Here is a 22,379-nt window from a genome sequence, read left to right as displayed (position 1 = left end):
CTGGTCTAGGCTGCGCTGCACAACGACAAGAACGGGAGATGCGCCATGAACGTGGCGGTGCTGGCCTTTCCGCTGTACATCCTGCTGATCCTGCTGGAGCTGGCCTACGAGCGGCACAGCGGGCGCTCCACCTACCGCCTGGCCGACGCGGCCACCAGCGTCAACACCGCCGTGCTGCGGGTGGTGCTGGAGGGGCCGCTGCGCCTGTTGCTGGTGCTGCCCTACGCCTGGCTCTACGAGCACGCGCGCCTGCTGGAGCTGGACCCGACTTCGCCCTGGGTGTGGCTGGGGGGCTTCGTGGCGGTGGACTTCTGCTTCTACTGGGCGCATCGCACCCTGCACCGCTACAACCTGCTGTGGGGCGCGCACCAGCCGCACCATTCCAGCGAGGACTTCAACCTGTCGACGGCGCTGCGCAAGGGCGCGTTCCAGACCGCCTTCGACTGGCCCTTCTACCTGCCCCTGGCACTGCTGGGGCTGCCGTTGCCGCTGTTCCTGGTGCTGCTCGGGGTGCAGCTGGCCTACCAGTTCTGGATCCACAGCCAGCACATCGGTCGCCTCGGCTGGCTGGAGAAGGTGCTGGTGACGCCGTCCCTGCACCGGGTGCACCACGGGCAGAACCCGCGCTACATCGATCGCAACCACGGTGGGGTGTTCATCTTCTGGGACCGCCTGTTCGGCACCTGGCAGGAGGAGGACGAGCCGGTGGTGTACGGGGTGACCACGCCGGTGCGCACCTTCGACCCGCTGCGCCTGCAGTTTAGCTGGTGGCGCCTGCTGTGGGCCGATGCGCGGGCGACCCGCTCCTGGTGGGACAAGCTGCGGCTGTGGTGGATGCCCACCGGCTGGCGCCCGGCGGACGTGCGCCAGCATCCCTGGCCGTCGATGGACGGGCCCCGTCATGAGCCGCGCCACGGGGCGAGCCTGACGGGTTATGCGCTGGCGCAGTTCCTGGTGATCAACCTGCTGGCGCTGGCGTTTCTGCTCAGTGTGCGCCAGGCCCTGGCCTGGGAACCCTGGCTGCTGGTGCTGGCGATCCTCTGGGGCTGCGTGAGCTTGGGGCTGCTGTTCGACGGGCAACGCCTGGCCCCCCGGCTGGAGGGCGCGCGGCAGCTGGGGCTGGCCGTGCTGGCGATGGGCTGGGCGCTGTGGGCGGGCGGCCCGGCCTGGGTCGGCTGGGCGCTGGCGGGGTTCCACCTGGCCAGCCTGCTCTGGCTCGGCTGGCTGCTGCGGGAGCGCCCGTCGGGGGTGCCGGCCTAGCAGGCCGGGTCGAGGGGCAGGTGCAGCCGGGCGGCCAGGGCCTGGGCTTCCAGATGGTCCTGGGGGCCCTGTAGGCGCAGTTCGCAGCCGGCCTCGCGGGCCAGGCGGGTGGCCTCGTCCAGCAGGCGGCGGGCTACGCCCCGGCGACGGGTGACGCTGCGCACGCACAGGTGGGAGAGCCGCCAGGCGTCACGTTCGCAGCGCAGCAGGGCGGCGCCCAGCAGGCGGTCGTTGAAGCGGCCGGTCAGCAGCCGGCCCTCCGCCAGGCCTTGCGCCACCAGGTCCCCGGCGTCGGCATAGGGCGGCAGCAGCCAGGCCGGGGCGTCGGCATAGATGCGGCCCAGGTCGGTGCGGTCCTGCTCGCTGAGCTGGGTGGGGCGTTCGACGATGACAGGCATGGGTGTCCTTGTTGAGGCCAGGGGGTGGGGTCCGGATAATACGCGCCGCAGGCCGAATCATCGTGGGATTGTTTCGCCTGCTAGTGTGAGTTTGTGGGCGGTGCGTGGGGAGACTGTGCGCACTGCCCGACCCACCTGCGTGCATATCAAAAAAACAGGATAACGACACAATGAGCAGTACCCTGAGCTTGGGCGGCGATGCCGTCCGGCCCGCGTTCCTTTCCAAGGAACGCACCATCGCCCGACCGGGCTTCAACCGCTGGCTGGTGCCGCCGGCGGCCCTGGCCATCCACCTCTGCATCGGCATGGCCTATGGCTTCTCGGTGTTCTGGCTGCCGCTGTCCAAGGCCATCGGCATCACTGCGCCGGTGGCCTGCTCCCCGGAGATGAGCTTCATCGCCCAGGTGTTCTCCAGCAACTGTGACTGGCCGATCTCCATGCTGGGCTGGATCTACACCCTGTTCTTCATCTTCCTCGGCTGCTCGGCCGCCATCTGGGGTGGCTGGCTGGAACACGCCGGCCCGCGCAAGGCCGGCCTGGTGTCGGCCTTCTGCTGGTGCGGTGGTCTGCTGATCTCGGCCTTCGGCGTCTACATCCACCAGATCTGGCTGATGTGGGTCGGCCTGGGGGTGATCGGCGGCATCGGCCTGGGCCTGGGCTATATCTCGCCCGTTTCGACCCTGATCAAGTGGTTCCCGGACAAGCGCGGCATGGCGACCGGCATGGCCATCATGGGCTTCGGTGGCGGTGCCATGGTCGGCGCGCCGCTGGCAGCCGAGCTGATGAACCACTTCGCCAGCGCTGAAAGCGTCGGTGTGTGGCAGAGCTTCGTGGTGATGGCAGTGGTCTATTTCATCTTCATGGTGGGCGGCGCCCTGGCGTACCGCGTGCCGCCGACCGGCTGGAAGCCCGAGGGCTGGACCGCGCCGGTTAAGAAGGCCAACAACGCGATGATCACCAAGGGCCACGTCCACGTGAACACCGCGTGGAAGACCCCGCAGTTCTGGCTGGTCTGGGCCGTGCTGTGCCTGAACGTCTCCGCCGGCATCGGCATCATCGGCATGGCCTCGCCCCTGCTGCAGGAAGTTTTCGGCGGCAAGCTGATCGGCAACCACCTGAGCTTCAACCAGCTGGACGCCGCGCAGCTGGCGCAGATCGCCGCCATCGCGGCCGGCTTCACCGGCCTGCTGAGCCTGTTCAACATCGGTGGCCGCTTCTTCTGGGCGTCCTTCTCCGACCTGATCGGCCGCAAGGCGACCTACTTCGTGTTCTTCGCCCTGGGCTTCCTGCTCTACGCGCTGGTGCCCTGGACCGGTCACCTGGGCAGCGTGGCGTTCTTCGTCTTCTGCTTCTGCCTGATCCTGTCCATGTACGGCGGCGGCTTCGCCACCGTGCCGGCCTACCTGGCGGACCTGTTCGGCACCCAGATGGTCGGTGCCATCCACGGCCGCCTGCTGACGGCCTGGGCCTTCGCCGGCATCCTCGGCCCGGTGCTGGTGAACTACATCCGCGAGTACCAGCTGAGCGTGGGTGTCGAGCGCGCTGCCGCGTACGACATCACCCTGTACATCCTCGCCGGCCTGCTGGTGCTGGGCTTCCTGTGCAACCTGCTGGTACGCCCGGTTGCGCCGAAGTACTTCATGACCGACGCCGAGCTGGCCGCCGAGCGCGCCATCGGCCATGACGCCAGCCAGAGCACCCAGGTGCTGGAGTGGTCGGCCGACCCGTCCAGCCGCCCGCTGGTGATCGCCGCCTGGCTGGCCGTCGGCCTGCCGCTGGCCTGGGGTGTTTGGATCACCCTGCAGAAGACCGCCGCGCTGTTCGGCTGATCGTCCCTGCACCGGGCGATGTCGGCGTCTTGCCGGCATCGCCCGGCTTCCTCCGCCGATCGGCTTCAAGCCTGTGGAAAACTCGGCCTATAATGTCGCCCCTTTCGCCCAATGATTTTGCGGAGTTGGTGATGGCCGAACGTAAGGCATCCGTTGAGCGCAACACCCTGGAGACCCAGGTCAAGGTCTCGATCAACCTGGACGGCACTGGCAAGGCCCGCTTCGACATCGGCGTGCCCTTCCTCGAGCACATGCTCGACCAGATCGCCCGCCATGGCCTGATCGACCTCGACATCGAGTGCAAGGGTGATCTGCACATCGACGACCACCACACCGTGGAAGACGTCGGCATCACCGTCGGCCAGGCCTTCGCCCAGGCCATTGGCGACAAGAAGGGCATCGTCCGCTATGGCCATGCCTATGTCCCGCTGGACGAGGCGCTGTCCCGCGTGGTGATCGACTTCTCCGGCCGCCCCGGCCTTCAGATGCACGTCCCCTTCACCCGCGCCACCGTCGGCGGTTTCGACGTGGACCTGTTCCAGGAGTTCTTCCAGGGCTTCGTCAACCACGCCCTGGTGACCCTGCACATCGACACCCTGCGTGGCCACAACACCCACCACCAGATCGAGACCGTCTTCAAGGCCTTCGGCCGCGCCCTGCGCATGGCCATCGAGCTTGACCCGCGCATGGCCGGCCAGATGCCGTCCACCAAGGGCGTGCTCTGATGCAGACCGTCGCAGTCATCGATTACGGCATGGGCAACCTGCACTCGGTTGCCAAGGCCCTGGAGCACGTTGGCGCCGGCCGTGTGCTGGTCACCAGTGACGCCAGCGTGATCCGCGAGGCGGACCGCGTGGTGTTCCCCGGCGTGGGTGCGATCCGCGATTGCATGGCCGAGATCCGCCGCCTGGGCTTCGACAACCTGGTGGCCGAGGTCAGCAAGGACCGCCCGTTCCTCGGCATCTGCGTCGGCATGCAGGCGCTGCTGGAGCACAGCGAGGAGAACGACGGCGTCGACTGCATCGGCCTGTTCCCGGGCCAGGTGCGCTTCTTCGGCAAGGACCTGGCCGAGGCCGGCGAGCCGCTGAAGGTGCCGCACATGGGCTGGAACGAGGTGCAGCAGAGCGTGGCCCACCCGCTCTGGCACAACATCCCGGACCTGGCGCGCTTCTATTTCGTGCACAGCTACTACATCGAGGCCGGCAACCCCAAGCAGGTGGTCGGTCGCGGCCACTACGGCAAGGACTTCGCCGCCGCGCTGGCCGAGGGCTCGCGCTTCGCCGTGCAGTTCCACCCGGAGAAGAGCCACACCCACGGCCTGCAGTTGCTGCAGAACTTCGCCGCCTGGGACGGCCGCTGGTAAACCCATGAGCCGCGGGAAGAAGGCCCCCAGCCTGCAACTCGACGCGACCCAGACCCAGGACGCCGTGCTGGCCATCAAGCGTTTCATGGCCGACCGCTTCGAACTGGAGCTGGGTTCCTTCGAGGCCGAGGAAGTCCTGGACTTCTTCGCCCGCGAATTCGCTCCGCATTTCTACAACAAGGCGATCTCCGACGTGCAGGCGCACCTGAAAGACAGGTTCGACAGCATCGAGAGCGACTTGTGGGCGCTCGAGAAAGCCTGAGCGCACCGCCGACCCCACTGACTTCGAACAGGTTGAACCGATGCTGATTATCCCCGCTATCGATCTGAAGGACGGTGCCTGCGTGCGCCTGCGCCAGGGCCGCATGGAAGACTCCACGGTGTTCTCCGACGACCCGGTGAGCATGGCCGCCAAGTGGGTGGACGGTGGCTGCCGCCGCCTGCACCTGGTGGACCTCAACGGCGCCTTCGAAGGCAAGCCGGTGAACGGCGAGGTGGTCACCGCCATTGCCAAGCGCTACCCGAACCTGCCGATCCAGATCGGCGGCGGCATCCGCTCCCTGGAAACCATCGAGCACTACGTCAAGGCCGGCGTCAGCTACGTGATCATCGGCACCAAGGCGGTGAAGGAGCCCGAGTTCGTCACCGAGGCCTGCAAGGCCTTCCCCGGCAAGGTCATCGTCGGCCTGGACGCCAAGGACGGGTTCGTCGCCACCGACGGCTGGGCCGAGGTGAGCAGCGTGCAGGCCGTGGACCTGGCCCGCCGCTTCGAGGCCGATGGCGTCTCCGCCATCGTCTACACCGACATCGCCAAGGACGGGATGATGCAGGGCTGCAACGTCGAGGCCACGGCGGCCCTGGCCGCTGCCAGCCGCATCCCGGTGATCGCCTCCGGCGGCATCCACAACCTGGGCGACATCGAGAAGCTGCTGGCCGCCAAGGCCCCCGGCATCATCGGTGCCATCACCGGTCGCGCCATCTACGAAGGCACCCTGGACGTCGCCGAGGCCCAGGCCTTCTGCGACAGCTACAAGGGTTAATCACGCGCAACGGTGCGCGCGGCGCAGCCGGCACCAGAGGATTCCAGTATGGCTTTGGCTAAACGCATCATCCCCTGCCTCGACGTGGACAACGGCCGCGTGGTGAAGGGCGTCAAGTTCGAGAACATCCGCGACGCCGGCGACCCGGTGGAGATCGCCCGCCGCTACGACGAGCAGGGGGCTGACGAGATCACCTTCCTCGACATCACCGCCAGCGTCGACGGCCGCGACACCACGCTGCACACCGTCGAGCGCATGGCCAGCCAGGTGTTCATCCCGCTCACCGTGGGCGGTGGCGTGCGCACCGTGCAGGACATCCGCAACCTGCTCAACGCCGGTGCCGACAAGGTCTCCATCAACACCGCTGCGGTGTTCAACCCCGAGTTCGTCGGCGAGGCGGCCTCGCGTTTCGGCTCCCAGTGCATCGTGGTCGCCATCGACGCCAAGCGGGTCTCCGCACCGGGCGAGACGCCGCGCTGGGAAATCTTCACCCACGGCGGTCGCAAGCCCACCGGGCTGGATGCAGTGGCCTGGGCGGCGAAGATGGAAGAGCTGGGTGCCGGGGAAATCCTCCTGACCAGCATGGACCAGGATGGCGTGAAGAGCGGTTACGACCTGGGCGTTACCCGCGCCATCAGCGAGCGTGTGCGCATCCCGGTGATCGCCTCCGGTGGCGTCGGCAATCTCGAGCACCTGGCCGCCGGCATCCTCGACGGCAAGGCCGATGCAGTGCTGGCCGCGAGCATTTTCCATTTCGGCGAATACACTGTTCCGGAGGCGAAGGCCTACTTGGCCAGCCGGGGCATCGTGGTGCGCTGAGCACGATTCTTGCCTTCATTTATGCTTTGGCTGCAACCGTGATCCGGTTCGCAGCCTGGGCAGCCGAGGCCGATACCCTGTACCCGGGGTCAGGCCCGTTGGTTTTACCCATCCTCCTTACAAGGTAGTTGCATATGTCGAAACGCCTCCTGCTCGCCCTGGCGAGCACTCTCCTGGTGCTCGCCGGGACCGTTCGCGCCGAAGTGGACGAGAACTACACCGTGGTGCTCCTGACGGAGAACTTCCCGCCGTACAACATGGCGATCAATGGGAAGAACTTCGCCCAGGAAGACAACATCGACGGGATCGCTGTCGACATCGTGCAGGCAATGTTCAAGCGCGCCGGGGTCAAGTACACCATGACCCTGCGCTTCCCCTGGGACCGCATCTACAAGCTGGCGCAGGAGAAGCCCGACTACGGCATCTTCGTCACCGCCCGCCTGCCGGAGCGCGAGGCCTCCTTCAAGTGGGTCGGCCCCATCGGCCCGGACGACTGGGTCCTGCTGGCCCGTGGTGACAGCACCATCAGCGTCAGCAGCCTGGACCAGGCCAAGCAGTACAAGGTGGGCGCCTACAAGGGCGATGCCATCCACCAGGCCCTGACCGAGAAGGGCATCGAGGCGCAGGCCTCCCTGCGTGACCAGGAAAACGCCAAGAAGCTGGAGAAGGGCCAGATCGACCTCTGGGCCACCGGCGATCCCGCTGGCCGCTACCTGGCCAAGCAGGAAGGCATCACCGGTCTGAAGACCGTGCTGCGCTTCAACCAGACCCCGCTGTACCTGGCGCTGAACAAGAACGTGCCGGACGAGGTGGTCAAGAAGCTTCAGGACGCCCTGGAGCAGTTGCGCAGCGAAGGCTTCGTGGACAAGACCATCAACAGCTACCTGTAAGAACCTCGCGACCGGCCCAACAGCCGGTCGCTTGCCATTGGATGGCGGGACGGGCTGAGTGAACGTCTGTGGGACCGTGCCCACGCAGGGATGCCGCTGGCCATAATCACAACACCAACGCGAGCGGTAGAACGATGCACAAGCTATTCAGACCTCTTCTGGCCCTGGGCCTGATCACCCTCTCCCTGGCGGCTCGCGCCGAGCTTCCGGCCGACTACAAGGTGGTCCTGCTCACCGAGAACTTCCCGCCCTTCAACATGGCGGTCGATGACAAGAACTTCGCCCGTGACGACGGCATCGATGGCATCAGCACCGATATCGTCCGCGAGATGTTCAAGCGCGCCGGCATCTCCTACAGCCTGACCCTGCGCTTCCCCTGGGACCGCCTCTATCGCCTGACCCAGGAGAAGCCCAACTACGGCCTGTTCTCCACCACCTACACCGAAGAGCGCAAGCCGCAGTTCAAGTGGGTCGGCCCGCTGGCCAAGAGTGGCTGGGTGCTGCTGGCCGCGCCGGGCAGCACGCTGAGCGTGAAGGACCTCAAGAGCGCCGGGCAGTACCGCATCGGTGCCTACAAGAACGACGCCGTCAGCCAGTACCTGGAGACCCAGGGCCTGAGCCCGCAGAACGCCCTGCGTGACCAGGAGAACGTGAAGAAGCTGGAGAAGGGGCAGATCGACCTGTGGGCGACCACCGACCCGGTGGGACGCTACCTGGCCAAGCAGGAAGGCGTGACCGGGCTGCAGACCGTGCTGCGCTTCAACGAGGTCGAGCTGTACCTGGCCTTCAACAAGGACACCCCCGACGAGGTGATCGAGCGACTGCAGAAGGCCCTGGACCAGATGCGCGCCGAAGGCTTCGTCGAGGAAGCGACCAAGAACTACCTCTGAGTAGCACCTCCCAGCCGGCGCGCCGTAATGGTGCGCCGGCTTCGCCTTACTTCAGTCCGTAGCGATAGATGCGCCGGTCGTTGCTGTCGTACCAGTTGCCCTTGGCCCAGAACACCTGGTCCTGATTGCGGTCCAGCCCGAGCACGCCCAGGTAGCCGGCGATGGCCAGGCGCGACCAGGAGCGGCCGCCGTCGCGGGAATAGAACACCGCATCCGCTGAAATACGCGCCGACTCGCCATCCTCCGTGGGGTACAGCCACTGGGGCACTTCGTAGCGGCTGTCGGTGTTGGCCAGCAGCACGCCGTTACCCGCCAGGAACCCCCGCAGCCCGCTGGACGCCGGGAGCGGCCAGAAGGGTGTGGGCAACGTGCCGTTGACCTGCCAGGTGCCGCTGTCCCGCTGCCACTCGGCCACCTCCGTGGCCCGTTCGCCCTCCCGGCTGATCACGCCGTACACCTGGCCCTGGCCGGTGCCCACCAGCTCTTCCACCAGCACGCCGGTGTCCCGCCGCAGCGGGCCGATGCGCCATTGCCCGCCTTCGCGGACCAGCTCCGCGCGGGTGGTGACGAACAGCGGGGTGTCGAGGTAGCGCCCGCCGGGCTTGCCATAGAGGAAGGACTGCCCGATCCACAGCGCCGCGTGGTCGTCGTCGTACTGCCAGACGTGCGGGGTGATGGTGCCGAAGGTCCCGGCGCTGTCGCCCCACTCGGCGTCGGCGGGCGCGCGTTTGCGGATCTCGTCCAGGCCTACCAGCAGGTTCTCCGAAGCGGCCAGGGCCTGGCGGGTGTGCCCGCGATCGGGGGAGTAGTAGAGGCCGGCACGGTTGTCGGCGACGGTGTCGGGCTCGTAGTCGTACGCCGCGCTGGGGGTGGCGCTCTGCGGCAGGGTGGCCCAGGTCCAGACCTGGTCGGCATCGTGGAAGTAGGGCTTGAGGGACCAGGCCAGGTTGTCGGCCTCGGGGAAGAAGCCGTCCGGCAGCACCTGCCAACTGGCGCCCTGGTCATCGCTGCGCAGCACCACGGTCTGCTGCAGGCCTTCCAGCGGGTCCTTGCCGGGGCGATCCACGCCGGTCAGCAGGAACAGGCTGCTGCCGTCGGCATTGGCCACCAGGCAGGCGGTCTCGTCCAGGCGGGCGACCTGGACGAAGCGGCCCTGCTCATCCAGCCGCGACAGGTAGGTGGTCTGTGCTTCACGGGAAAGGCCGCCGAAGAACGGGGTGAAGGTGCTCGGTTCGTCGCCGTCGTCGGGCTTCTTCTCGCCACGGATCAACTGGCCGAGGTCCTGGCCTACTGCTTCGTCCTCGGAGCGGTCGCCTTCCATGCGCCCCACCAGCCAGGTGTTGCGCGGCGTGGCCACGACGCCGGTGCAGTACTGCTCCATGGCGCGCTGCTCGATGCGTTCGACGCTGCCGACCACGGCCTCGTCGGGGCTGGCGCCGCCCAGTTCCAGCTTGGCGCTGGTGATGATCCAGATGAAACCGAGGGGCACCACGGCGGCAAGGGCCACGGCGGCGAGCGGTACGAAGTGGTCACGGCGGAGGGGCATTGGTGGGCTTCCATTCAGGGCGGGCGGCCAGCCTATAGCCCTGGCGCGCGCTTGCCCAGGCTGGCGCGGTGCTAGCGGTACTGGCCGCCCTTGCCGTGGGCGGCCATGGCGCGGTTGCTGCGCAGGGCGATCATCTGCGGCACGCTCACCAGCTCGAAGCCGCGGGCGGCCAGGCGCGGCAGCTCGCGTTCGAGCAGGGCGAGGGTGGCCGGGTGAGGGTGACCGATCATCACGGCAGTGCCCTGCTTGCGCGCCAGGCTGAGGGCGGCCTCGAACTGCCGGGCGATGGCCTCGGGGTGCTGGTCGTCATCGAGGAACACATCCCGGGAGAGGCTGGCCAGCCCGACCTTCTGCGCTTCGGCGGCGGCGACGGTGGTGGCGCTGGTGCGGCTGTCGACGAAGAAGCGGTGGTCGGCCTGCAGGCGCTTCATCAGCCAGGCCATGGCCCCGGGCTGGGCGGTCATGCGGCTGCCCATGTGGTTGTTCACGCCCTGGCTGTAGGGCACGGCGGCGAAGGCTGCGTCCAGCCGCCGGGCCAGCTCGGCCTCGGGCAGGCCGGGGTGCCAGGCGAAGGGACCGCCGGCGGGGTCCATCGGCAGGTGCAGCATCACCGTGCGGCGGGCGTCGTGGGCGCGCCGGGCCAGGTCGGTGGCGTGAGGGGTATCGGGGATGATCGCCAGGGCGACGGTGGCCGGCAGGGCGAGGACGCGGCGGTCGCGCTCAGGGGTCTGCCCCAGGTCGTCGATGATCAGCGCCAGGCGGGGGCGTGCGTGACTGGCCGGTGCAGCGGGCTTGGCCGAGGGTTTGGCCGGAGGTGGCGTGGGGTTTGCGGGAGCGGGAACAGGAACAGGTGCGTGGGCGGGTGCCGGTGAGGCACCGACAGCGGGAGCCCGCGGATTGAGGACCAGCGGGCCCGGCCGGATCGGCTCCGGCTGGGCCATCGGCGCCTGCTCCGGCGCCGCCAGGGGCAGCCGGGGCAGGGGTGGCAACGGCTCGCGGGCCTCGGCCACCAGCGCGCCGAACAGCAGCGCGAGCAGCCAGGCACGGCGACGCACCCTACTCTCCGCGGGTGACGTTGAGCCCTTTGAGCAGGTTGAGGGCCTGGTTCAGCTGGAAGTCGTCGTCCTGCGGGCGCGCGGCGGCAGCCTTGCCCTTGCTGGAGCTGGGACGGTCGGCGCCGCCGTTGCCGTTGCCGAGGTGGCCGGCCAGGTCCGCTTCCTTGAAGTTCTCGGTGTCCTGCTCGCGGGTCACCTTGGCGCGGCTGACCTCGATGTCCGGGACGATGCCCTGGGCCTGGATGGAGCGGCCGTTGGGAGTGAAGTAGAGCGCGGTGGTGAGCTTCAGGGCGCGGTCGTTGTTCAGCGGCAGCACGGTCTGCACCGAGCCCTTGCCGAAGCTGTCGGTGCCCATCAGCACGCCCCGCTTCTGGTCCTGCAGGGCGCCGGCGACGATCTCGGCCGCCGAGGCACTGCCGCCGTTGATCAGCACCACCAGCGGTACGCCTTCGCTGGCATCGGCCGGGTCGGCGGAGAAGCGCAGCTCGGAGTTGGCGATGCGGCCCTTGGTGTAGACGATCAGGCCCTTGGTGAGGAAGTGGTCGGCCACTTCCACCGCGGCCTGGAGCACGCCGCCGGGGTTGTTGCGCAGGTCCAGCACGAGACCGGCGAGCTTCTTGTCGCCGTTGTCCTTGCGCAGCTTGGCCAGGGCCTTGCCCACTTCCTCGCCGGTGTTGACCTGGAACTGGGTGATGCGGATGTAGCCGTAGTTCTTGTCCAGCAGCTGGCTCTTGACGCTCTTGACCTTGATCACCGCGCGCTTGAGCTCGACGTCGAAGGGCTGGCCGCCCTCGCGCACGAGGGTCAGGACGATGGGGCTGCCGGCCTTGCCGCGCATCTTGTCGACCGCTTCCATCATCGACAGGCCCTTGGTGGGCTGGCCGTCGATCTTGACGATCAGGTCGCCCGGCTGGATGCCGGCCTTGGAGGCGGGGGTGTCGTCGATGGGCGAGACGACCTTGATGAAGCCGTCCTCGGTGCCCACTTCGATGCCCAGGCCGCCGAATTCACCGCTGGTGCTCTCCTGCAGCTCCTGGAACGCCTCGGGCTCGAGGTAGGCGGAGTGCGGGTCGAGGTTGCTGAGCATGCCCTTGATGGCGTTCTCCAGCAGGGTCTTGTCGTCCACCGGCTCGACGTAGGCCGATTTGATGCGGTCGAGCACCTCGGCGAAGGTGCGCAGCTCGTCGAGGGGCAGGGGCGCCTTGCCGGGGGCCGGGGCCGGTGCGGCTGCAGCGGGCGCGGCGGCTTTGGACTCCTGGGCGGCGTGGATGAGCGGCGAGCCCACGAGCAGCGCCAGGGCCATGGCCAGGGGGGTAAGGCGGGACAGATGCGGCATGCGTATCAACTCCTACGGGATTGGGTGGCGCTTATCCTTGCGCTCGGCACCACTGCGCGGGGTCGCTGGGGCGCCCCTGCTGGCGGATGGCGAAATACAGCGCGGGTGTGTCCTGGCCGCCGGTGGTGCCGACGGTGGCGATGGACTCACCGGCTTTGACGACGTCGCCGGCGTTCTTCAACAGGCTCTGGTTGTGGCCATACAGGCTCAGGTAGCCGTTGCCGTGGTCGAGGATGACCAGCAGCCCGGCGCCGCGCAACCAGTCGGCGAACACCACGCGCCCGCCATGGATGGCGCGCACCTGACTGCCGGCGGAGGCTCCGATGAGCACACCGTCCCACTTGGTTCGTTCGTCTTCGCCGCGCGGAGTTCCAAATCTCGCCACCAGGCGACCATTCACCGGCCAGGGCAGCTTGCCCCGGGCGCTGGAGAACGGGCCGCCGTAGGAGGTGCCGGCGCTGGAGACCAGCGGGCCTTCGACGGTGCGCGGCGGGGTGCCGGGGGTGCGCTTGAGGGCTTCTTCCTGGCGCTGGCGCTCGGCCAGTTCGCGCTTGCGCGCTTCCTCGGCTTCACGGGCCTGGCGGGCCAGGGTTTCCTCGATGGTCTTGAGCACGCGGCCGAGCTCGGCCTGTTCCTGCTCGCGGGCCTTGAGCTTGCGGTCGCGGTCGCTGACGTCGCGGTTGAGCTTGGCCAGGGCCAGCTGGCGCTCCTTGCGCAGGGCAGCGAGCTGCTCGCGGCGGCCGTCCAGGGCGCTTTTCTGCTCGACGAGGGCGGCCTGCTGGGTGGCGATGTCGCGCTCGACGTTGGCCAGCTGGCGCAGGGTCTCGTTGAAGGTGGCCAGCTGCTCCATGCGCGCCTGGCTGAGGTAGTCGTAGTAGGTGAGGGTGCGGGCGAACTTCTCGGGGTTCTGCTGGTTGAGCAGCAGCTTGAGGTATTCCTGCTGGCCGCTCTGGTAGGCGGCGCGTGCCTGGATGCCGATCAGCCGCTGCTGTTCAGCGCGCGCGCCCTGGAGTTTTTTTTTCTCCTGATCCAGGCGCTTCACCTCGCCTTCGCCCTTGTCCAGCTCCTGCTGGAGGTCCTTGACCTGCTTCTCCAGCTGGCCCATGTCGGACTCGGTCTTCTTCAGGTCGGCCTGGACGCCGGATTTCTCCTCCTGCAGCTGCTTGAGCAGCTTCTTCAGCTCGGCGACGTCCTTGGCGGCCTGGTCCAGCTGCTGCTGGGTCTGGGCGCGTTCGTCGGCGAAGGCCGGTGCCAGGAGGCAGGCGCAGAGGAGGAACGTGAAGGCGCGGAACATGAGGGGTGCGTCACCAGGCGGGAGGACCGGCCTAGTATGCCCGTCACGCTCTGTAAAAAAAACGCCCCGGGGCCTGCGCACCGGGGCATTCGGACCAATCCGAGGGGCCGGCGGTCGGCCCCGGGGTCATTTCAGCTCGACGATCGGGGTGCCGGTCATCTCGGGTGGCACCGGCAGGCCCATCAGGGTCAGCACGGTGGGGGCCACATCGGCGAGGACGCCGCCTTCGCGGATGCGGGCGGGGCGCTTGCCGTAATAGATGAAGGGCACGGGCTCGCAGGTGTGTGCGGTGTGGGCCTGGCCGGTGGCTTCGTCTTCCATCTGCTCGACGTTGCCGTGGTCGGCAGTGATCAGCGCTTCGCCGCCGACCTTGTCGAGGGCGGCGGTGATGCGGCCCAGGCACGTGTCCAGGCACTCGACGGCCTTGACCGCAGCCTCGAACACGCCGGTGTGGCCGACCATGTCGCCGTTGGCGTAGTTGACGATGATCACGTCGTAGCGCTGGTGCTCGATGGCGTCGACGATGCGGTCGGTGACCTCGGGGGCGCTCATCTCCGGCTGCAGGTCATAGGTGGCGACCTTCGGCGAGGGGATGAGGATGCGCTCTTCGCCGGCGAAGGGCTCTTCGCGGCCGCCGGAGAAGAAGAAGGTGACGTGGGCGTACTTCTCGGTCTCGGCGATGCGCAGCTGGGTCTTGCCGTTGTTGGCCAGGTATTCGCCGAGCACGTTGTTCAGGGATTCGGGCTTGAACGCGCTGGGGGCGGGGATGCTGGCGGCGTACTGGGTCAGCATCACGTAGCCGGCCAGGGCGATTTCGCGGGCACGGGCGAATTCCTTGAAGCCCGGCTCGACGAAAGCGCGGGACAGTTCGCGGGCGCGGTCGGCGCGGAAGTTCATGAACACCACGGCATCGCCGTCTTCCACCCGCACCGGCGCGCCGATGGTGGTGGCCTTGACGAACTCGTCGCTCTCGCCGCGCTCATAGGCGGCGGCCAGGCCTTCGGCGGCGGTGGCGGCGGTGAACTCGCCACGGCCTTCGGTGATCAGGTTGTAGGCGGCTTCGACGCGGTCCCAGCGGTTGTCGCGGTCCATGGCGTAGTAGCGGCCGATCAGGCTGGCGATGCGGCCCTTGCCGAGGCGGGCGAAGGCGGCGTCGAGCAGTTCGATGGAGGGCTGGGCGCTCCTAGGCGGGGTGTCGCGGCCGTCGAGGAAGGCGTGCAGGTAGATCTTCTCGGCGCCGCGCTGGGCGGCCAGTTCGGCCATGGCGACCAGGTGGTCCTGGTGGCTGTGCACGCCGCCATCGGAGAGCAGGCCCATGAAGTGCACGGCCTTGCCGGCGGCGACGGCCTTGTCCACGGCGTCGACGATCACCGGGTTGGCGAAGAACTCGCCGTCGCGGATGGCCTTGGTGACGCGGGTGAAGTCCTGGTACACGACGCGGCCGGCACCCAAGTTCATGTGGCCCACCTCGGAGTTGCCCATCTGCCCGTCGGGCAGGCCCACGTCCATGCCGGAGCCGGAGATCAGCCCGTTGGGCTGGGTCGCGCGCAGGTGGTCGTAGACCGGGGTGCGGGCGGCGTGGATGGCGTTGTAGTCCGGGCTGTCACTGTGACCGAAGCCGTCCAGGATGATCAGGACCAGGGGTTTGGGCGTGGCTGTCATGGCGTCCGACTCGCAAGGGGGCGTGAGCAAAAAGGGAGCGGCATTTTACGTACAAGTTCCTTGTACGTCACCGCTGGCCGGGGTTTGGTGGACCTGTGGCGCTGTGTATACTGGCCGGCATTTTACCGCCCCGGGACCCGTCGATGCTTGCCCACCTGATTGAATTTGCCACTAACCACTATGTGCTGAGCGCTATCTTCGTCGTCCTGCTGGTGTTGCTGATCGCCCATGAACTGCGCCGCAGCGGTCGTGCGGTGAGCACCCGCGAGCTGACCGCGCTGGTCAACGCCGGCCAGGGCCTGGTGCTGGACGTGCGCTCGGTGAAGGACTTCGGCACCGGCCACATCGTCGACTCCCTGAACATCCCCTTCGAGAAGCTCGCCGCCCGCATGGCCGAGCTGGAAAAGCACAAGGACAAGGCCATCATCGTGGTCGATGCCATGGGCCAGCACGCTGGCACCGTTTGCCGTGACCTGAAGAAGGCCGGTTTCAATGCGCTCAAGCTGTCCGGCGGTATCGGCAGCTGGCGCGGCGAAAACCTGCCCCTGGTGAAGTGAAATGCCGAACGTCGTCATCTATTCCAGCGACTGGTGCCCCTACTGCATGCGAGCCAAGCAGCTGCTGCAGAGCAAGGGCGTCCAGTACGAAGAGATCAAGGTGGACGGGAAGCCCGATGTACGCGCCGAGATGACCCGCAAGGCGGGCCGCACCTCGGTGCCCCAGATCTGGATCGGCCCGACCCATGTGGGCGGCTGTGACGACCTCTATGCCCTGGAGCGGGCCGGGAAGCTGGATGCCCTGCTCGAGGCTTGACCCTCCGGTAACGGACGAACAAGAAGGTTCTGCCAAATGACTGAACAAGCAAACGGCGCTTCCCAGGAAGCCGCACCGCAATTCTCCCTGCAGCGCATCTACGTGCGTGACCTGTCCTTCGAGGCCCCCAAGAGCCCCGAGATCTTCCGCCAGGAGTGGTCCCCCAGCGTCGCGCTGGACCTGAACACCCGCCAGAAGAACCTGGACGGCGACTTCTACGAAGTCGTGCTGACCCTGTCCGTGACCGTGAAGAACGGCGAGGAAACCGCCTTCATCGCTGAAGTGCAGCAGGCCGGCATCTTCCTGATCAAGGGCCTGGATGCGGCCTCCATGAGCCACACCCTGGGCGCCTTCTGCCCGAACATCCTGTTCCCCTATGCTCGCGAAACCCTGGACAGCCTGGTGGTGCGCGGCTCCTTCCCGGCGCTGATGCTCTCCCCGGTCAACTTCGATGCCCTGTACGCCCAGGAAATGGCGCGTATCCAGGGAGGCGAAGCCCAGGCCTGAGCCGTTCCGGCTCCATGAAAAAGCGCCCTTCGGGGCGCTTTTTTGTTGGCGGCGACCGGCCGGGGTCAGTCCAGGCAGAAGCCGTGCTGGCGCCAGGCCTCGTAGACCGCCACGGCGACGCTGTTGGAGAGGTTCAGGCTGCGGCAGCCCGGGCGCATCGGCAGGCGCAGGCGCTGGGATTCGGGCAGTGCGTTGCGCACGTCGTCCGGCAGGCCGCGGCTCTCCGGGCCGAAGAGAAACGCGTCGCCCTTCTCGAAGGCGACATCGTGGAACAGCCGGCTGCCCTTGGTGGTGAAGGCGAACACCCGGGGGTGGCCGAGGCTGGCCAGGCAGCTGTCCAGGTCGGGATGACGCCGCAGGGTGGCGTACTCGTGGTAGTCCAGCCCGGCACGGCGTAGGCGCTTGTCGTCCAGCTCGAAGCCCAGGGGCTCGATCAGGTGCAGGTCGCAGCCCGAGTTGGCACACAGCCTGATAATGTTGCCCGTGTTTGGCGGGATTTCCGGTTGAAAGAGGATGACGTGGAACATGCGTGGCCCCGAGCCCGAAACAGGGCGGCATTCTAGCGCCGAAAAGGACGAGCGTAGGCGTCTGTTGCCGCGCTTCATCGGCTCGCTGGCGATCTTCGGCCTGCTGCTGGGAATGATGATCGGCCGCCTCACCGAACCCGAGCCCACCCGCCTGGAGCGCATCGAGGTGGCCGAGGGTGGCCTGGTGCTGTGGTTCAACCGCACGCCGCGCCAGACCGCCGAGCACCGTGACGGCGCACTGGCCTTCGTCTTCGAGGCGCGTGCCCAGTCGGCCCAGGGGCGCCTGCAGATGGCGGGGCGACCGGTGAACTGGCGATTGCAGATGACGCCCGCCGGGGCGGTGCTGCACTTCGTGGCCATGCGCCCGTTGAAGGGCGAGTGGCAGGGGGCTTGGGTGGACGGCCAGTGGCGCCTGTCCATCGACCTGCACGAAGGGTAGGGAAAAGAAAAGGGCTCCGGGCCTGCCTGTACCCGAAGCCCCTGAAGGCTGCTCGCCACGGTGCGTGGCTGGAGCGCTACAAGAAAGGGGATTCCCCGGCCTGCCTGTACCAAGGTCCCCGAAAGGGTCTGCCCGTTGTCGCGCCTGGGGCGGCGGCTGCGAGCGGCTGTAAGAAGGGGGATTCCCCGGCCTGCCTGTACCAAGGTCCCCGAAAGGGTCTTGCCCGTTGCCGTGCCTGGGGCGACGGCGGCGAGCGGTTGTAAGAAAGGGGAATCCCCGGCCTGCCTGTACCTGGGCCCCCGAAAGGGTTTGCCGCTGTTCGGTCGCGGAGCGGGGCTCGACGCGGGACCGGGCAGCGGGTGGTGCATATAAAGAGGGGGCTTCTCGGCCTGCCTGTACCAAGGGCCCCTGAAACTGTACGTACCAGGAACAATGCAGAGGCTGTGCCAAGTTGCGTTCCGGCGTGGCTCTGTTGGCTGTGGATAACGCTGAAAGCCAGTGGATACGCGGCTTGTAGCCTTTCAGGCAGTGCCTTTGCGGAGGGCTGAAAGGGGTTCTGACAGGTAGACGCTGAGCCCGCGCTTCGGCACAGGGCTGGGGCATCCGATCGAGCGGTTGCACAGGTGCGGGGCAAGGGCCTGTTGCGCTGAAAGACCTGTTGCAGAGCGATTGCCAATGAAAAGGCCGCCCGCAGGCGGCCTTGGAGGCGGGGAGGGGTCAGGCGTCGTCGCCGTCGTCCTCGTCGGCACCGTCCACTTTCATGCCCAGCTCCTTGATCTTGCGGGTCAGGGTGTTGCGCCCCCAGCCCAGCAGCACGGCGGCGTCGCGGCGGCGGCCGGCGGTGTGCTTCAGGGCGGTCTCTATCATGATCCGCTCGAAGGCGGGTACGGCGGTGTCCAGCAGGCTGGACTGGCCACGGCCCAGGGCCTGGTCGGCCCATTGGCGCAGGGCCTGCTCCCAGTTGGTGACCGGGGCGGCGTCCTGGGGCTGGGTGAGCAGTTCCGGCGGCAGGTCGTCGACATGCACCTCGCGGCCCGAGGCCATCACGGTGATCCAGCGGCAGGTGTTCTCCAGCTGGCGCACGTTGCCCGGCCAGGGCAGGTTCTTCAGGTATTCCTCGGTCTCCGGCTTGAGCAGCTTGGGCTCCACGGCCAGCTCCTGCGCTGCGCGGGCGAGGAAGTGGCGGGCCAGGGCGGGGATGTCCTCGCGGCGGTCGGACAGCCGGGGGATGTGGATGCGGATGACGTTGAGGCGGTGGAACAGGTCCTCGCGGAACTTGCCGGCCTGCACCAGGTTTTCCAGGTTCTGGTGGGTGGCGGCGATGATGCGCACGTCCACCTTCACCGGGGTGTGGCCGCCCACGCGGTAGAACTCGCCATCGGCCAGCACCCGCAGCAGGCGGGTCTGGGTGTCGGCGGGCATGTCGCCGATCTCGTCGAGGAACAGGGTGCCGCCGTCGGCCTGCTCGAAGCGGCCACGGCGCTGGTTGGCCGCGCCGGTGAAGGCGCCTTTCTCGTGGCCGAACAGCTCGGATTCCATCAGGTCCTTGGGAATCGCCGCCATGTTCAGGGCGATGAAGGGCGAGGCGGCGCGTGGGCTGTGGCGGTGCAGCGCATGGGCCACCAGCTCCTTGCCGGTGCCGGATTCGCCGTTGATCAGCACGGTGATGTTGGAGTGGCTGAGGCGGCCGATGGCGCGGAACACCTCCTGCATCGCCGGCGCTTCGCCGATGATTTCCGGGGTGCGCGGCTGGTTGGCCGGGGCCACCAGGTTCTGCTGTTCCTGGGCGTGCTGGAAGGCGCGCTTGACCAGGGAAACGGCCTCGTCGACGTCGAACGGCTTGGGCAGGTACTCGAAGGCGCCGCCCTGGTAGGAGGCGACTGCGCTGTCCAGGTCGGAATGGGCGGTCATGATGATCACTGGCAGGCGCGGGTGCATCTCGCGGATGCGCGCCAGCAGGTCCAGGCCGCTGGCTCCGGGCATGCGGATATCGGAGATGATCACGTCCGGCTGCTGCCGGGTCAGGCGGCTGAGCACGCTGTCGGCGCTGTCGAAGCTCTGGGTGGTCATGCCTTCCTGCTGCAGGGCCTTTTCCAGCACCCAGCGGATGGAGCGGTCGTCGTCGACGATCCAGACGGTTTCACTTCGGGTCATGAGGATGCGGCTCCTTGTTCCAGCGGCAGGAAGAGCGAGAAGACGGTGTGGCCGGGGTGGCTCTCACACTCGATCAGGCCCTGGTGCTGGCTGATGATGTTCTGGGCGATGGCCAGGCCGAGGCCGGTGCCGTCCGGGCGCCCGCTGACCATGGGGTAGAAGATGGTGTCCTGCAGCTCGGGGGGGATGCCCGGGCCGTTGTCGATGATCTCGACCTTGGCCACCAGGCGATGGCGGGTGTGGCCGATGGTGAACTGGCGCAGGGTGCGGGTGCGCAGGGTGATGCGGCCCAGGCGCAGGTCGTTCTGGCCGGACAGGGCCTGCATGGCGTTGCGCACGATATTGAGCACGGCCTGGATCATCTGTTCCTTGTCGATGAACACGTCCGGGATGCTCGGGTCGTAGTCGCGCACCAGGTTGACGCCGCCCTGGCTCTCGGCCTCCACCAGGCTGCAGACGCGCTCCAGCACCTCGTGGACATTGGTCATGGCCAGCTGCGGCAGCTTGTTGGAGCCGAGCATGCGGTCCACCAGGTTCCGCAGGCGGTCGGCCTCTTCGATGATGACGTTGGTGTAGTCCTTCAGGCTTTCCTCGGGCAGCTCCCGGGCCAGCAGCTGGGCAGCGCCACGGATGCCGCCCAGGGGGTTCTTGATCTCGTGGGCGAGGCCGCGCACCAGCAGCTTGGTGGTCTCCTGCTTGGAAAGCTGGGCCTCTTCCTTGGTGATGCGCAGCAGGCGGTCGCGGGGGTGCACTTCCAGCAGCAGCAGGGTGGCGCCCTTGTTGAGGATGGGCGTCACCGCGTAGTCCACCGTGATGGTCTGCCCGGAGAGCGAGGTCAGCATGGCCTCGCGCTTGGTGAAGGGGTGGGCCTGTTCCACGGCCTGGCGCAGGGACGCCAGGGCCTCGGGGGACTCGGTGAACAGCTCGCTGATGAACTGGCCGTGGCTGCGCTGCCCGCTGACGGCCAGGAGCATTTCCGCCGCCGGGTTCATGTACTCAAGGCGCAGGTCGGCATTGAGCAGGATCACCGCGGTGGTCAGGTTGTCGAGCAGCAGTCGATGCAGGGCGTCGTTGATGGTCATGGGTCGGTCATCTCGGCGATGCGCGGGAAAATGCAAGAAGCAAACCAAGCCCTGAAAAGACGCGCGGAATGCCGCCCACAGCGGTGCCCGGCCACGCGACGGCGCATGCCGGGGCGCAGCGGGCGAACCAAAATGGGGAGAGTATAGAAAGTGGTGCGCCTGCTCGCACCGAAATGGTGCGAGGTGCGATCAGAGGAACGGCAGGATGCCGATGATGCCCTTGTCCGGCTCTTTCGGCTTGTCCTTCAGCGGGCATTCGGGGCGCACGCCCCAGTCGGCTTTCTTGCAGGGTTTCACGCGGCGCTTCTGGTCGAGGGACACGCGCTTCACGTGCACCGGCTGGTTGGGGGTGCGCTCCACCACGCGGCCCTGCGTGTCGATGATCTCCACCGCCAGCTGGTGGGTGCCCCGGTCCAGGTTGCTGAGGGGGAAGACCGGGCTGCGACCGGGTTCGCCCTGGACGTTGCCGTCGAGCACCAGGCGGTAGTTGTGGCCGTCGCGCAGTACCGGATCGCTGGTGGCGGTGACGATCAGGCCGCCGTCGCCGGTAACGGTGGCATCAGGCTCGGGGATCAGGATGCGCAGCACCTGGTAGCCCTGTTCGCGGGGGATGGGGGCCGGCGGCGCCACCAGCGGCGCGCCGCGCTGCGGGGTCATGGCGTTGGAGGGTGCCAGTTCGATGCGCTTGGCATTGCCGGGCTTGGGCTGGTCGGTGAAGACGCGGTTTCCCTCCTCGTCGACGTAGGTGTAGACCTGGGCTACGGCGGGCAGGCTGGCGAGAAGCAGGCAGAACAGGAGCGTGCGCATGACTAGGGTTTGGGAGTGGGTTTGGGAATAGGTTTCGGGCGAAGGGCCGGGCTATGGGTATTGACCCGCTGCAGGGTGAAGGTCTGGGCATCGCTCTGCTGCACCACCTTGTCACCCTCCAGCACCTGGACAGCCAGGCTGTGCTCGCCCCGGTCCGCGCTGACCACCTGCAAGCGGGGCACATTGGCTGGCTCGCCGTAGGGTTGTCCGTCCATCACCAGGCGCAGGCTGTGGCCAGGCTGCAGGCGTGGCTTTATGCGTACCGGAACGCTGAAGGTACCGTTATTGGCGCGCAGGGCCTCTTCATCCGGCAATTCAAGGCTCAGTTGTTCGTAGGCGGCACTGGCCTTCTTCTCGGGCGTAACCGGCGGCGGGGCAACGGGTTTCTGGGCCTCGACGGTGTTGGTCGGCGGCAGGTCGACCGTTTCCACCTTGCCCCCTTCCGGCGGCTGGTTGGTGAACACGGTGTGGCCGTTGGCGTCGGTGTACTTGTAGATCTGCGCGCTGGCGGGCAGGGCGAGCGTCAGCAGCAGGCAGGCGAGCATGGGGCGCATGGCCGGTCTCTCCGGATGGGAATGGCGCTAAGCCTTGCACCGGTGGGCGGTGCTGGCAAGTTCGGGCTGCCGGTGCTGTGCGGTGTCGCTGAAAACCCGGGCCGGGAACATGGT

The 22,379-nt window shown here is 67.6% G+C and carries 24 protein-coding genes; 13 read left to right on the top strand and 11 right to left on the bottom strand.

Going from position 1 to position 22,379, the window contains the following annotated elements; genetic code table 11:
• The first annotated feature begins 45 nt into the window (after positions 1-45).
• Positions 46-1,260, top strand: a complete 1,215-nt coding sequence (locus BM198_RS27235) for a sterol desaturase family protein (protein ID WP_074973858.1) — start codon at positions 46-48, stop codon at positions 1,258-1,260.
• On the opposite strand, the gene BM198_RS27230 is transcribed toward BM198_RS27235, so the two are convergent.
• Positions 1,257-1,658: an acetyl-CoA sensor PanZ family protein gene (locus BM198_RS27230; RefSeq protein WP_074973856.1), complete on the bottom strand. Its 402-nt coding sequence runs from the start codon at positions 1,656-1,658 to the stop codon at positions 1,257-1,259. The genes BM198_RS27235 and BM198_RS27230 overlap by 4 nt on opposite strands.
• Before the next feature lie 170 nt (positions 1,659-1,828).
• Here BM198_RS27230 and BM198_RS27225 point away from each other — a divergent pair, with 170 nt between their 5' ends.
• The 8 genes from BM198_RS27225 to BM198_RS27190 all read left to right on the top strand — a co-directional run bounded on the left by BM198_RS27225 (position 1,829) and on the right by BM198_RS27190 (position 8,489).
• Positions 1,829-3,487 (top strand): OFA family MFS transporter, encoded by a 1,659-nt coding sequence (locus tag BM198_RS27225; RefSeq protein WP_074973854.1) that lies wholly within the window; start codon positions 1,829-1,831, stop codon positions 3,485-3,487.
• Between the two features lie 131 nt (positions 3,488-3,618).
• Positions 3,619-4,212 (top strand): imidazoleglycerol-phosphate dehydratase HisB, encoded by a 594-nt coding sequence (hisB, locus tag BM198_RS27220; RefSeq protein WP_069559962.1) that lies wholly within the window; start codon positions 3,619-3,621, stop codon positions 4,210-4,212.
• Positions 4,212-4,850, top strand: a complete 639-nt coding sequence (hisH, locus tag BM198_RS27215; RefSeq protein WP_074973853.1) for an imidazole glycerol phosphate synthase subunit HisH — start codon at positions 4,212-4,214, stop codon at positions 4,848-4,850. Before hisB ends, hisH begins: the two co-directional genes overlap by 1 nt.
• Positions 4,851-4,854: 4 nt before the next feature.
• A complete protein-coding gene (locus tag BM198_RS27210) occupies positions 4,855-5,112 on the top strand; it encodes a DUF2164 domain-containing protein (RefSeq protein WP_044405403.1) in 258 nt (85 codons plus the stop codon).
• 40 nt (positions 5,113-5,152) lie between these two features.
• The gene (gene hisA, locus BM198_RS27205; RefSeq protein ID WP_044405404.1) at positions 5,153-5,890 is read left to right on the top strand and encodes a 1-(5-phosphoribosyl)-5-[(5-phosphoribosylamino)methylideneamino]imidazole-4-carboxamide isomerase; all 738 of its coding nucleotides are present in this window, start codon (positions 5,153-5,155) and stop codon (positions 5,888-5,890) included.
• Between the two features lie 48 nt (positions 5,891-5,938).
• A complete protein-coding gene (gene hisF / locus BM198_RS27200) occupies positions 5,939-6,709 on the top strand; it encodes an imidazole glycerol phosphate synthase subunit HisF (protein WP_044405405.1) in 771 nt (256 codons plus the stop codon).
• 134 nt (positions 6,710-6,843) lie between these two features.
• Positions 6,844-7,599: a substrate-binding periplasmic protein gene (locus tag BM198_RS27195; protein ID WP_074973850.1), complete on the top strand. Its 756-nt coding sequence runs from the start codon at positions 6,844-6,846 to the stop codon at positions 7,597-7,599.
• 134 nt (positions 7,600-7,733) lie between these two features.
• Positions 7,734-8,489, top strand: a complete 756-nt coding sequence (locus BM198_RS27190; RefSeq protein ID WP_074973848.1) for a substrate-binding periplasmic protein — start codon at positions 7,734-7,736, stop codon at positions 8,487-8,489.
• 46 nt (positions 8,490-8,535) lie between these two features.
• Here the strand turns inward: BM198_RS27190 and BM198_RS27185 are convergent, their stop codons facing one another.
• The 5 genes from BM198_RS27185 to gpmI form a co-directional block, all read right to left on the bottom strand.
• Positions 8,536-10,035 carry a hypothetical protein gene (locus BM198_RS27185; protein ID WP_074973845.1) on the bottom strand — a complete coding sequence of 500 codons (1,500 nt, stop codon included), beginning with the start codon at positions 10,033-10,035 and terminating at the stop codon, positions 8,536-8,538.
• A 71-nt stretch (positions 10,036-10,106) separates the two neighbouring features.
• Complete coding sequence (locus BM198_RS27180) at positions 10,107-11,090, bottom strand: divergent polysaccharide deacetylase family protein (RefSeq protein ID WP_244165745.1); 984 nt, start codon at positions 11,088-11,090, stop codon at positions 10,107-10,109.
• A 1-nt stretch (position 11,091) separates the two neighbouring features.
• On the bottom strand, positions 11,092-12,426 hold the full coding sequence (locus tag BM198_RS27175) for a S41 family peptidase (protein WP_074973843.1): 1,335 nt from the start codon (positions 12,424-12,426) through the stop codon (positions 11,092-11,094).
• Positions 12,427-12,457: 31 nt separating this feature from the next.
• Positions 12,458-13,720: a murein hydrolase activator EnvC family protein gene (locus tag BM198_RS27170; protein ID WP_074973840.1), complete on the bottom strand. Its 1,263-nt coding sequence runs from the start codon at positions 13,718-13,720 to the stop codon at positions 12,458-12,460.
• Between the two features lie 126 nt (positions 13,721-13,846).
• Positions 13,847-15,382 (bottom strand): 2,3-bisphosphoglycerate-independent phosphoglycerate mutase, encoded by a 1,536-nt coding sequence (gene gpmI / locus BM198_RS27165; protein ID WP_074973838.1) that lies wholly within the window; start codon positions 15,380-15,382, stop codon positions 13,847-13,849.
• A gap of 143 nt (positions 15,383-15,525) precedes the next feature.
• Here gpmI and BM198_RS27160 point away from each other — a divergent pair, with 143 nt between their 5' ends.
• Genes BM198_RS27160 through secB form a run of 3 tightly spaced genes read left to right on the top strand, consistent with a single transcriptional unit; the run spans position 15,526 to position 16,702 of the window.
• Positions 15,526-15,939 (top strand): rhodanese-like domain-containing protein, encoded by a 414-nt coding sequence (locus tag BM198_RS27160; protein WP_044405412.1) that lies wholly within the window; start codon positions 15,526-15,528, stop codon positions 15,937-15,939.
• Position 15,940: 1 nt separating this feature from the next.
• The gene (gene grxC / locus BM198_RS27155; RefSeq protein ID WP_044405413.1) at positions 15,941-16,195 is read left to right on the top strand and encodes a glutaredoxin 3; all 255 of its coding nucleotides are present in this window, start codon (positions 15,941-15,943) and stop codon (positions 16,193-16,195) included.
• 36 nt (positions 16,196-16,231) lie between these two features.
• Complete coding sequence (gene secB, locus BM198_RS27150; protein WP_044405414.1) at positions 16,232-16,702, top strand: protein-export chaperone SecB; 471 nt, start codon at positions 16,232-16,234, stop codon at positions 16,700-16,702.
• A 65-nt stretch (positions 16,703-16,767) separates the two neighbouring features.
• Here secB and BM198_RS27145 read toward each other — a convergent pair whose 3' ends face one another.
• Positions 16,768-17,229: a tRNA (cytidine(34)-2'-O)-methyltransferase gene (locus tag BM198_RS27145; RefSeq protein ID WP_044405415.1), complete on the bottom strand. Its 462-nt coding sequence runs from the start codon at positions 17,227-17,229 to the stop codon at positions 16,768-16,770.
• Between the two features lie 64 nt (positions 17,230-17,293).
• Here BM198_RS27145 and BM198_RS27140 point away from each other — a divergent pair, with 64 nt between their 5' ends.
• Complete coding sequence (locus tag BM198_RS27140; RefSeq protein WP_232060772.1) at positions 17,294-17,668, top strand: hypothetical protein; 375 nt, start codon at positions 17,294-17,296, stop codon at positions 17,666-17,668.
• Positions 17,669-18,385: 717 nt separating this feature from the next.
• Here the strand turns inward: BM198_RS27140 and ntrC are convergent.
• The 4 genes from ntrC to BM198_RS27120 all read right to left on the bottom strand — a co-directional run bounded on the left by ntrC (position 18,386) and on the right by BM198_RS27120 (position 22,265).
• Positions 18,386-19,822, bottom strand: a complete 1,437-nt coding sequence (gene ntrC, locus BM198_RS27135) for a nitrogen regulation protein NR(I) (protein WP_044405418.1) — start codon at positions 19,820-19,822, stop codon at positions 18,386-18,388.
• Entirely contained in the window at positions 19,819-20,904 is a 1,086-nt protein-coding gene (glnL, locus tag BM198_RS27130; protein ID WP_044405420.1) for a nitrogen regulation protein NR(II), read from the bottom strand. The genes ntrC and glnL overlap by 4 nt, the downstream gene beginning before the upstream one ends.
• Before the next feature lie 189 nt (positions 20,905-21,093).
• A complete protein-coding gene (locus BM198_RS27125; RefSeq protein WP_074973834.1) occupies positions 21,094-21,711 on the bottom strand; it encodes a DUF4124 domain-containing protein in 618 nt (205 codons plus the stop codon).
• Positions 21,712-21,713: 2 nt separating this feature from the next.
• A complete protein-coding gene (locus BM198_RS27120) occupies positions 21,714-22,265 on the bottom strand; it encodes a DUF4124 domain-containing protein (protein ID WP_074973832.1) in 552 nt (183 codons plus the stop codon).
• Between the last annotated feature and the right edge of the window lie 114 nt (positions 22,266-22,379).

This window comes from Metapseudomonas otitidis (assembly GCF_900111835.1).
Lineage (GTDB): Bacteria > Pseudomonadota > Gammaproteobacteria > Pseudomonadales > Pseudomonadaceae > Metapseudomonas > Metapseudomonas otitidis.
Note: the sequence above shows the minus strand (reverse complement) of the source record. Positions and strands in the feature narration are given on the sequence as shown.

Excerpts from the sequence above, each read along its gene's own strand:
- BM198_RS27235 (WP_074973858.1), top strand. The coding sequence starts at position 46 with ATGAACGTGGCGGTGCTGGCCTTTCCGCTGTACATCCTGCTGATCCTG.
- BM198_RS27125 (WP_074973834.1), bottom strand. The coding sequence starts at position 21,711 with ATGCGCACGCTCCTGTTCTGCCTGCTTCTCGCCAGCCTGCCCGCCGTA.
- BM198_RS27195 (WP_074973850.1), top strand. The coding sequence starts at position 6,844 with ATGTCGAAACGCCTCCTGCTCGCCCTGGCGAGCACTCTCCTGGTGCTC.
- BM198_RS27230 (WP_074973856.1), bottom strand. The coding sequence starts at position 1,658 with ATGCCTGTCATCGTCGAACGCCCCACCCAGCTCAGCGAGCAGGACCGC.
- ntrC (WP_044405418.1), bottom strand. The coding sequence starts at position 19,822 with ATGACCCGAAGTGAAACCGTCTGGATCGTCGACGACGACCGCTCCATC.
- BM198_RS27190 (WP_074973848.1), top strand. The coding sequence starts at position 7,734 with ATGCACAAGCTATTCAGACCTCTTCTGGCCCTGGGCCTGATCACCCTC.
- hisH (WP_074973853.1), top strand. The coding sequence starts at position 4,212 with ATGCAGACCGTCGCAGTCATCGATTACGGCATGGGCAACCTGCACTCG.
- BM198_RS27210 (WP_044405403.1), top strand. The coding sequence starts at position 4,855 with ATGAGCCGCGGGAAGAAGGCCCCCAGCCTGCAACTCGACGCGACCCAG.
- BM198_RS27185 (WP_074973845.1), bottom strand. The coding sequence starts at position 10,035 with ATGCCCCTCCGCCGTGACCACTTCGTACCGCTCGCCGCCGTGGCCCTT.
- grxC (WP_044405413.1), top strand. The coding sequence starts at position 15,941 with ATGCCGAACGTCGTCATCTATTCCAGCGACTGGTGCCCCTACTGCATG.
- hisA (WP_044405404.1), top strand. The coding sequence starts at position 5,153 with ATGCTGATTATCCCCGCTATCGATCTGAAGGACGGTGCCTGCGTGCGC.
- BM198_RS27225 (WP_074973854.1), top strand. The coding sequence starts at position 1,829 with ATGAGCAGTACCCTGAGCTTGGGCGGCGATGCCGTCCGGCCCGCGTTC.
- secB (WP_044405414.1), top strand. The coding sequence starts at position 16,232 with ATGACTGAACAAGCAAACGGCGCTTCCCAGGAAGCCGCACCGCAATTC.
- BM198_RS27145 (WP_044405415.1), bottom strand. The coding sequence starts at position 17,229 with ATGTTCCACGTCATCCTCTTTCAACCGGAAATCCCGCCAAACACGGGC.
- gpmI (WP_074973838.1), bottom strand. The coding sequence starts at position 15,382 with ATGACAGCCACGCCCAAACCCCTGGTCCTGATCATCCTGGACGGCTTC.
- glnL (WP_044405420.1), bottom strand. The coding sequence starts at position 20,904 with ATGACCATCAACGACGCCCTGCATCGACTGCTGCTCGACAACCTGACC.
- BM198_RS27170 (WP_074973840.1), bottom strand. The coding sequence starts at position 13,720 with ATGTTCCGCGCCTTCACGTTCCTCCTCTGCGCCTGCCTCCTGGCACCG.
- hisF (WP_044405405.1), top strand. The coding sequence starts at position 5,939 with ATGGCTTTGGCTAAACGCATCATCCCCTGCCTCGACGTGGACAACGGC.
- BM198_RS27175 (WP_074973843.1), bottom strand. The coding sequence starts at position 12,426 with ATGCCGCATCTGTCCCGCCTTACCCCCCTGGCCATGGCCCTGGCGCTG.
- BM198_RS27120 (WP_074973832.1), bottom strand. The coding sequence starts at position 22,265 with ATGCGCCCCATGCTCGCCTGCCTGCTGCTGACGCTCGCCCTGCCCGCC.
- hisB (WP_069559962.1), top strand. The coding sequence starts at position 3,619 with ATGGCCGAACGTAAGGCATCCGTTGAGCGCAACACCCTGGAGACCCAG.
- BM198_RS27160 (WP_044405412.1), top strand. The coding sequence starts at position 15,526 with ATGCTTGCCCACCTGATTGAATTTGCCACTAACCACTATGTGCTGAGC.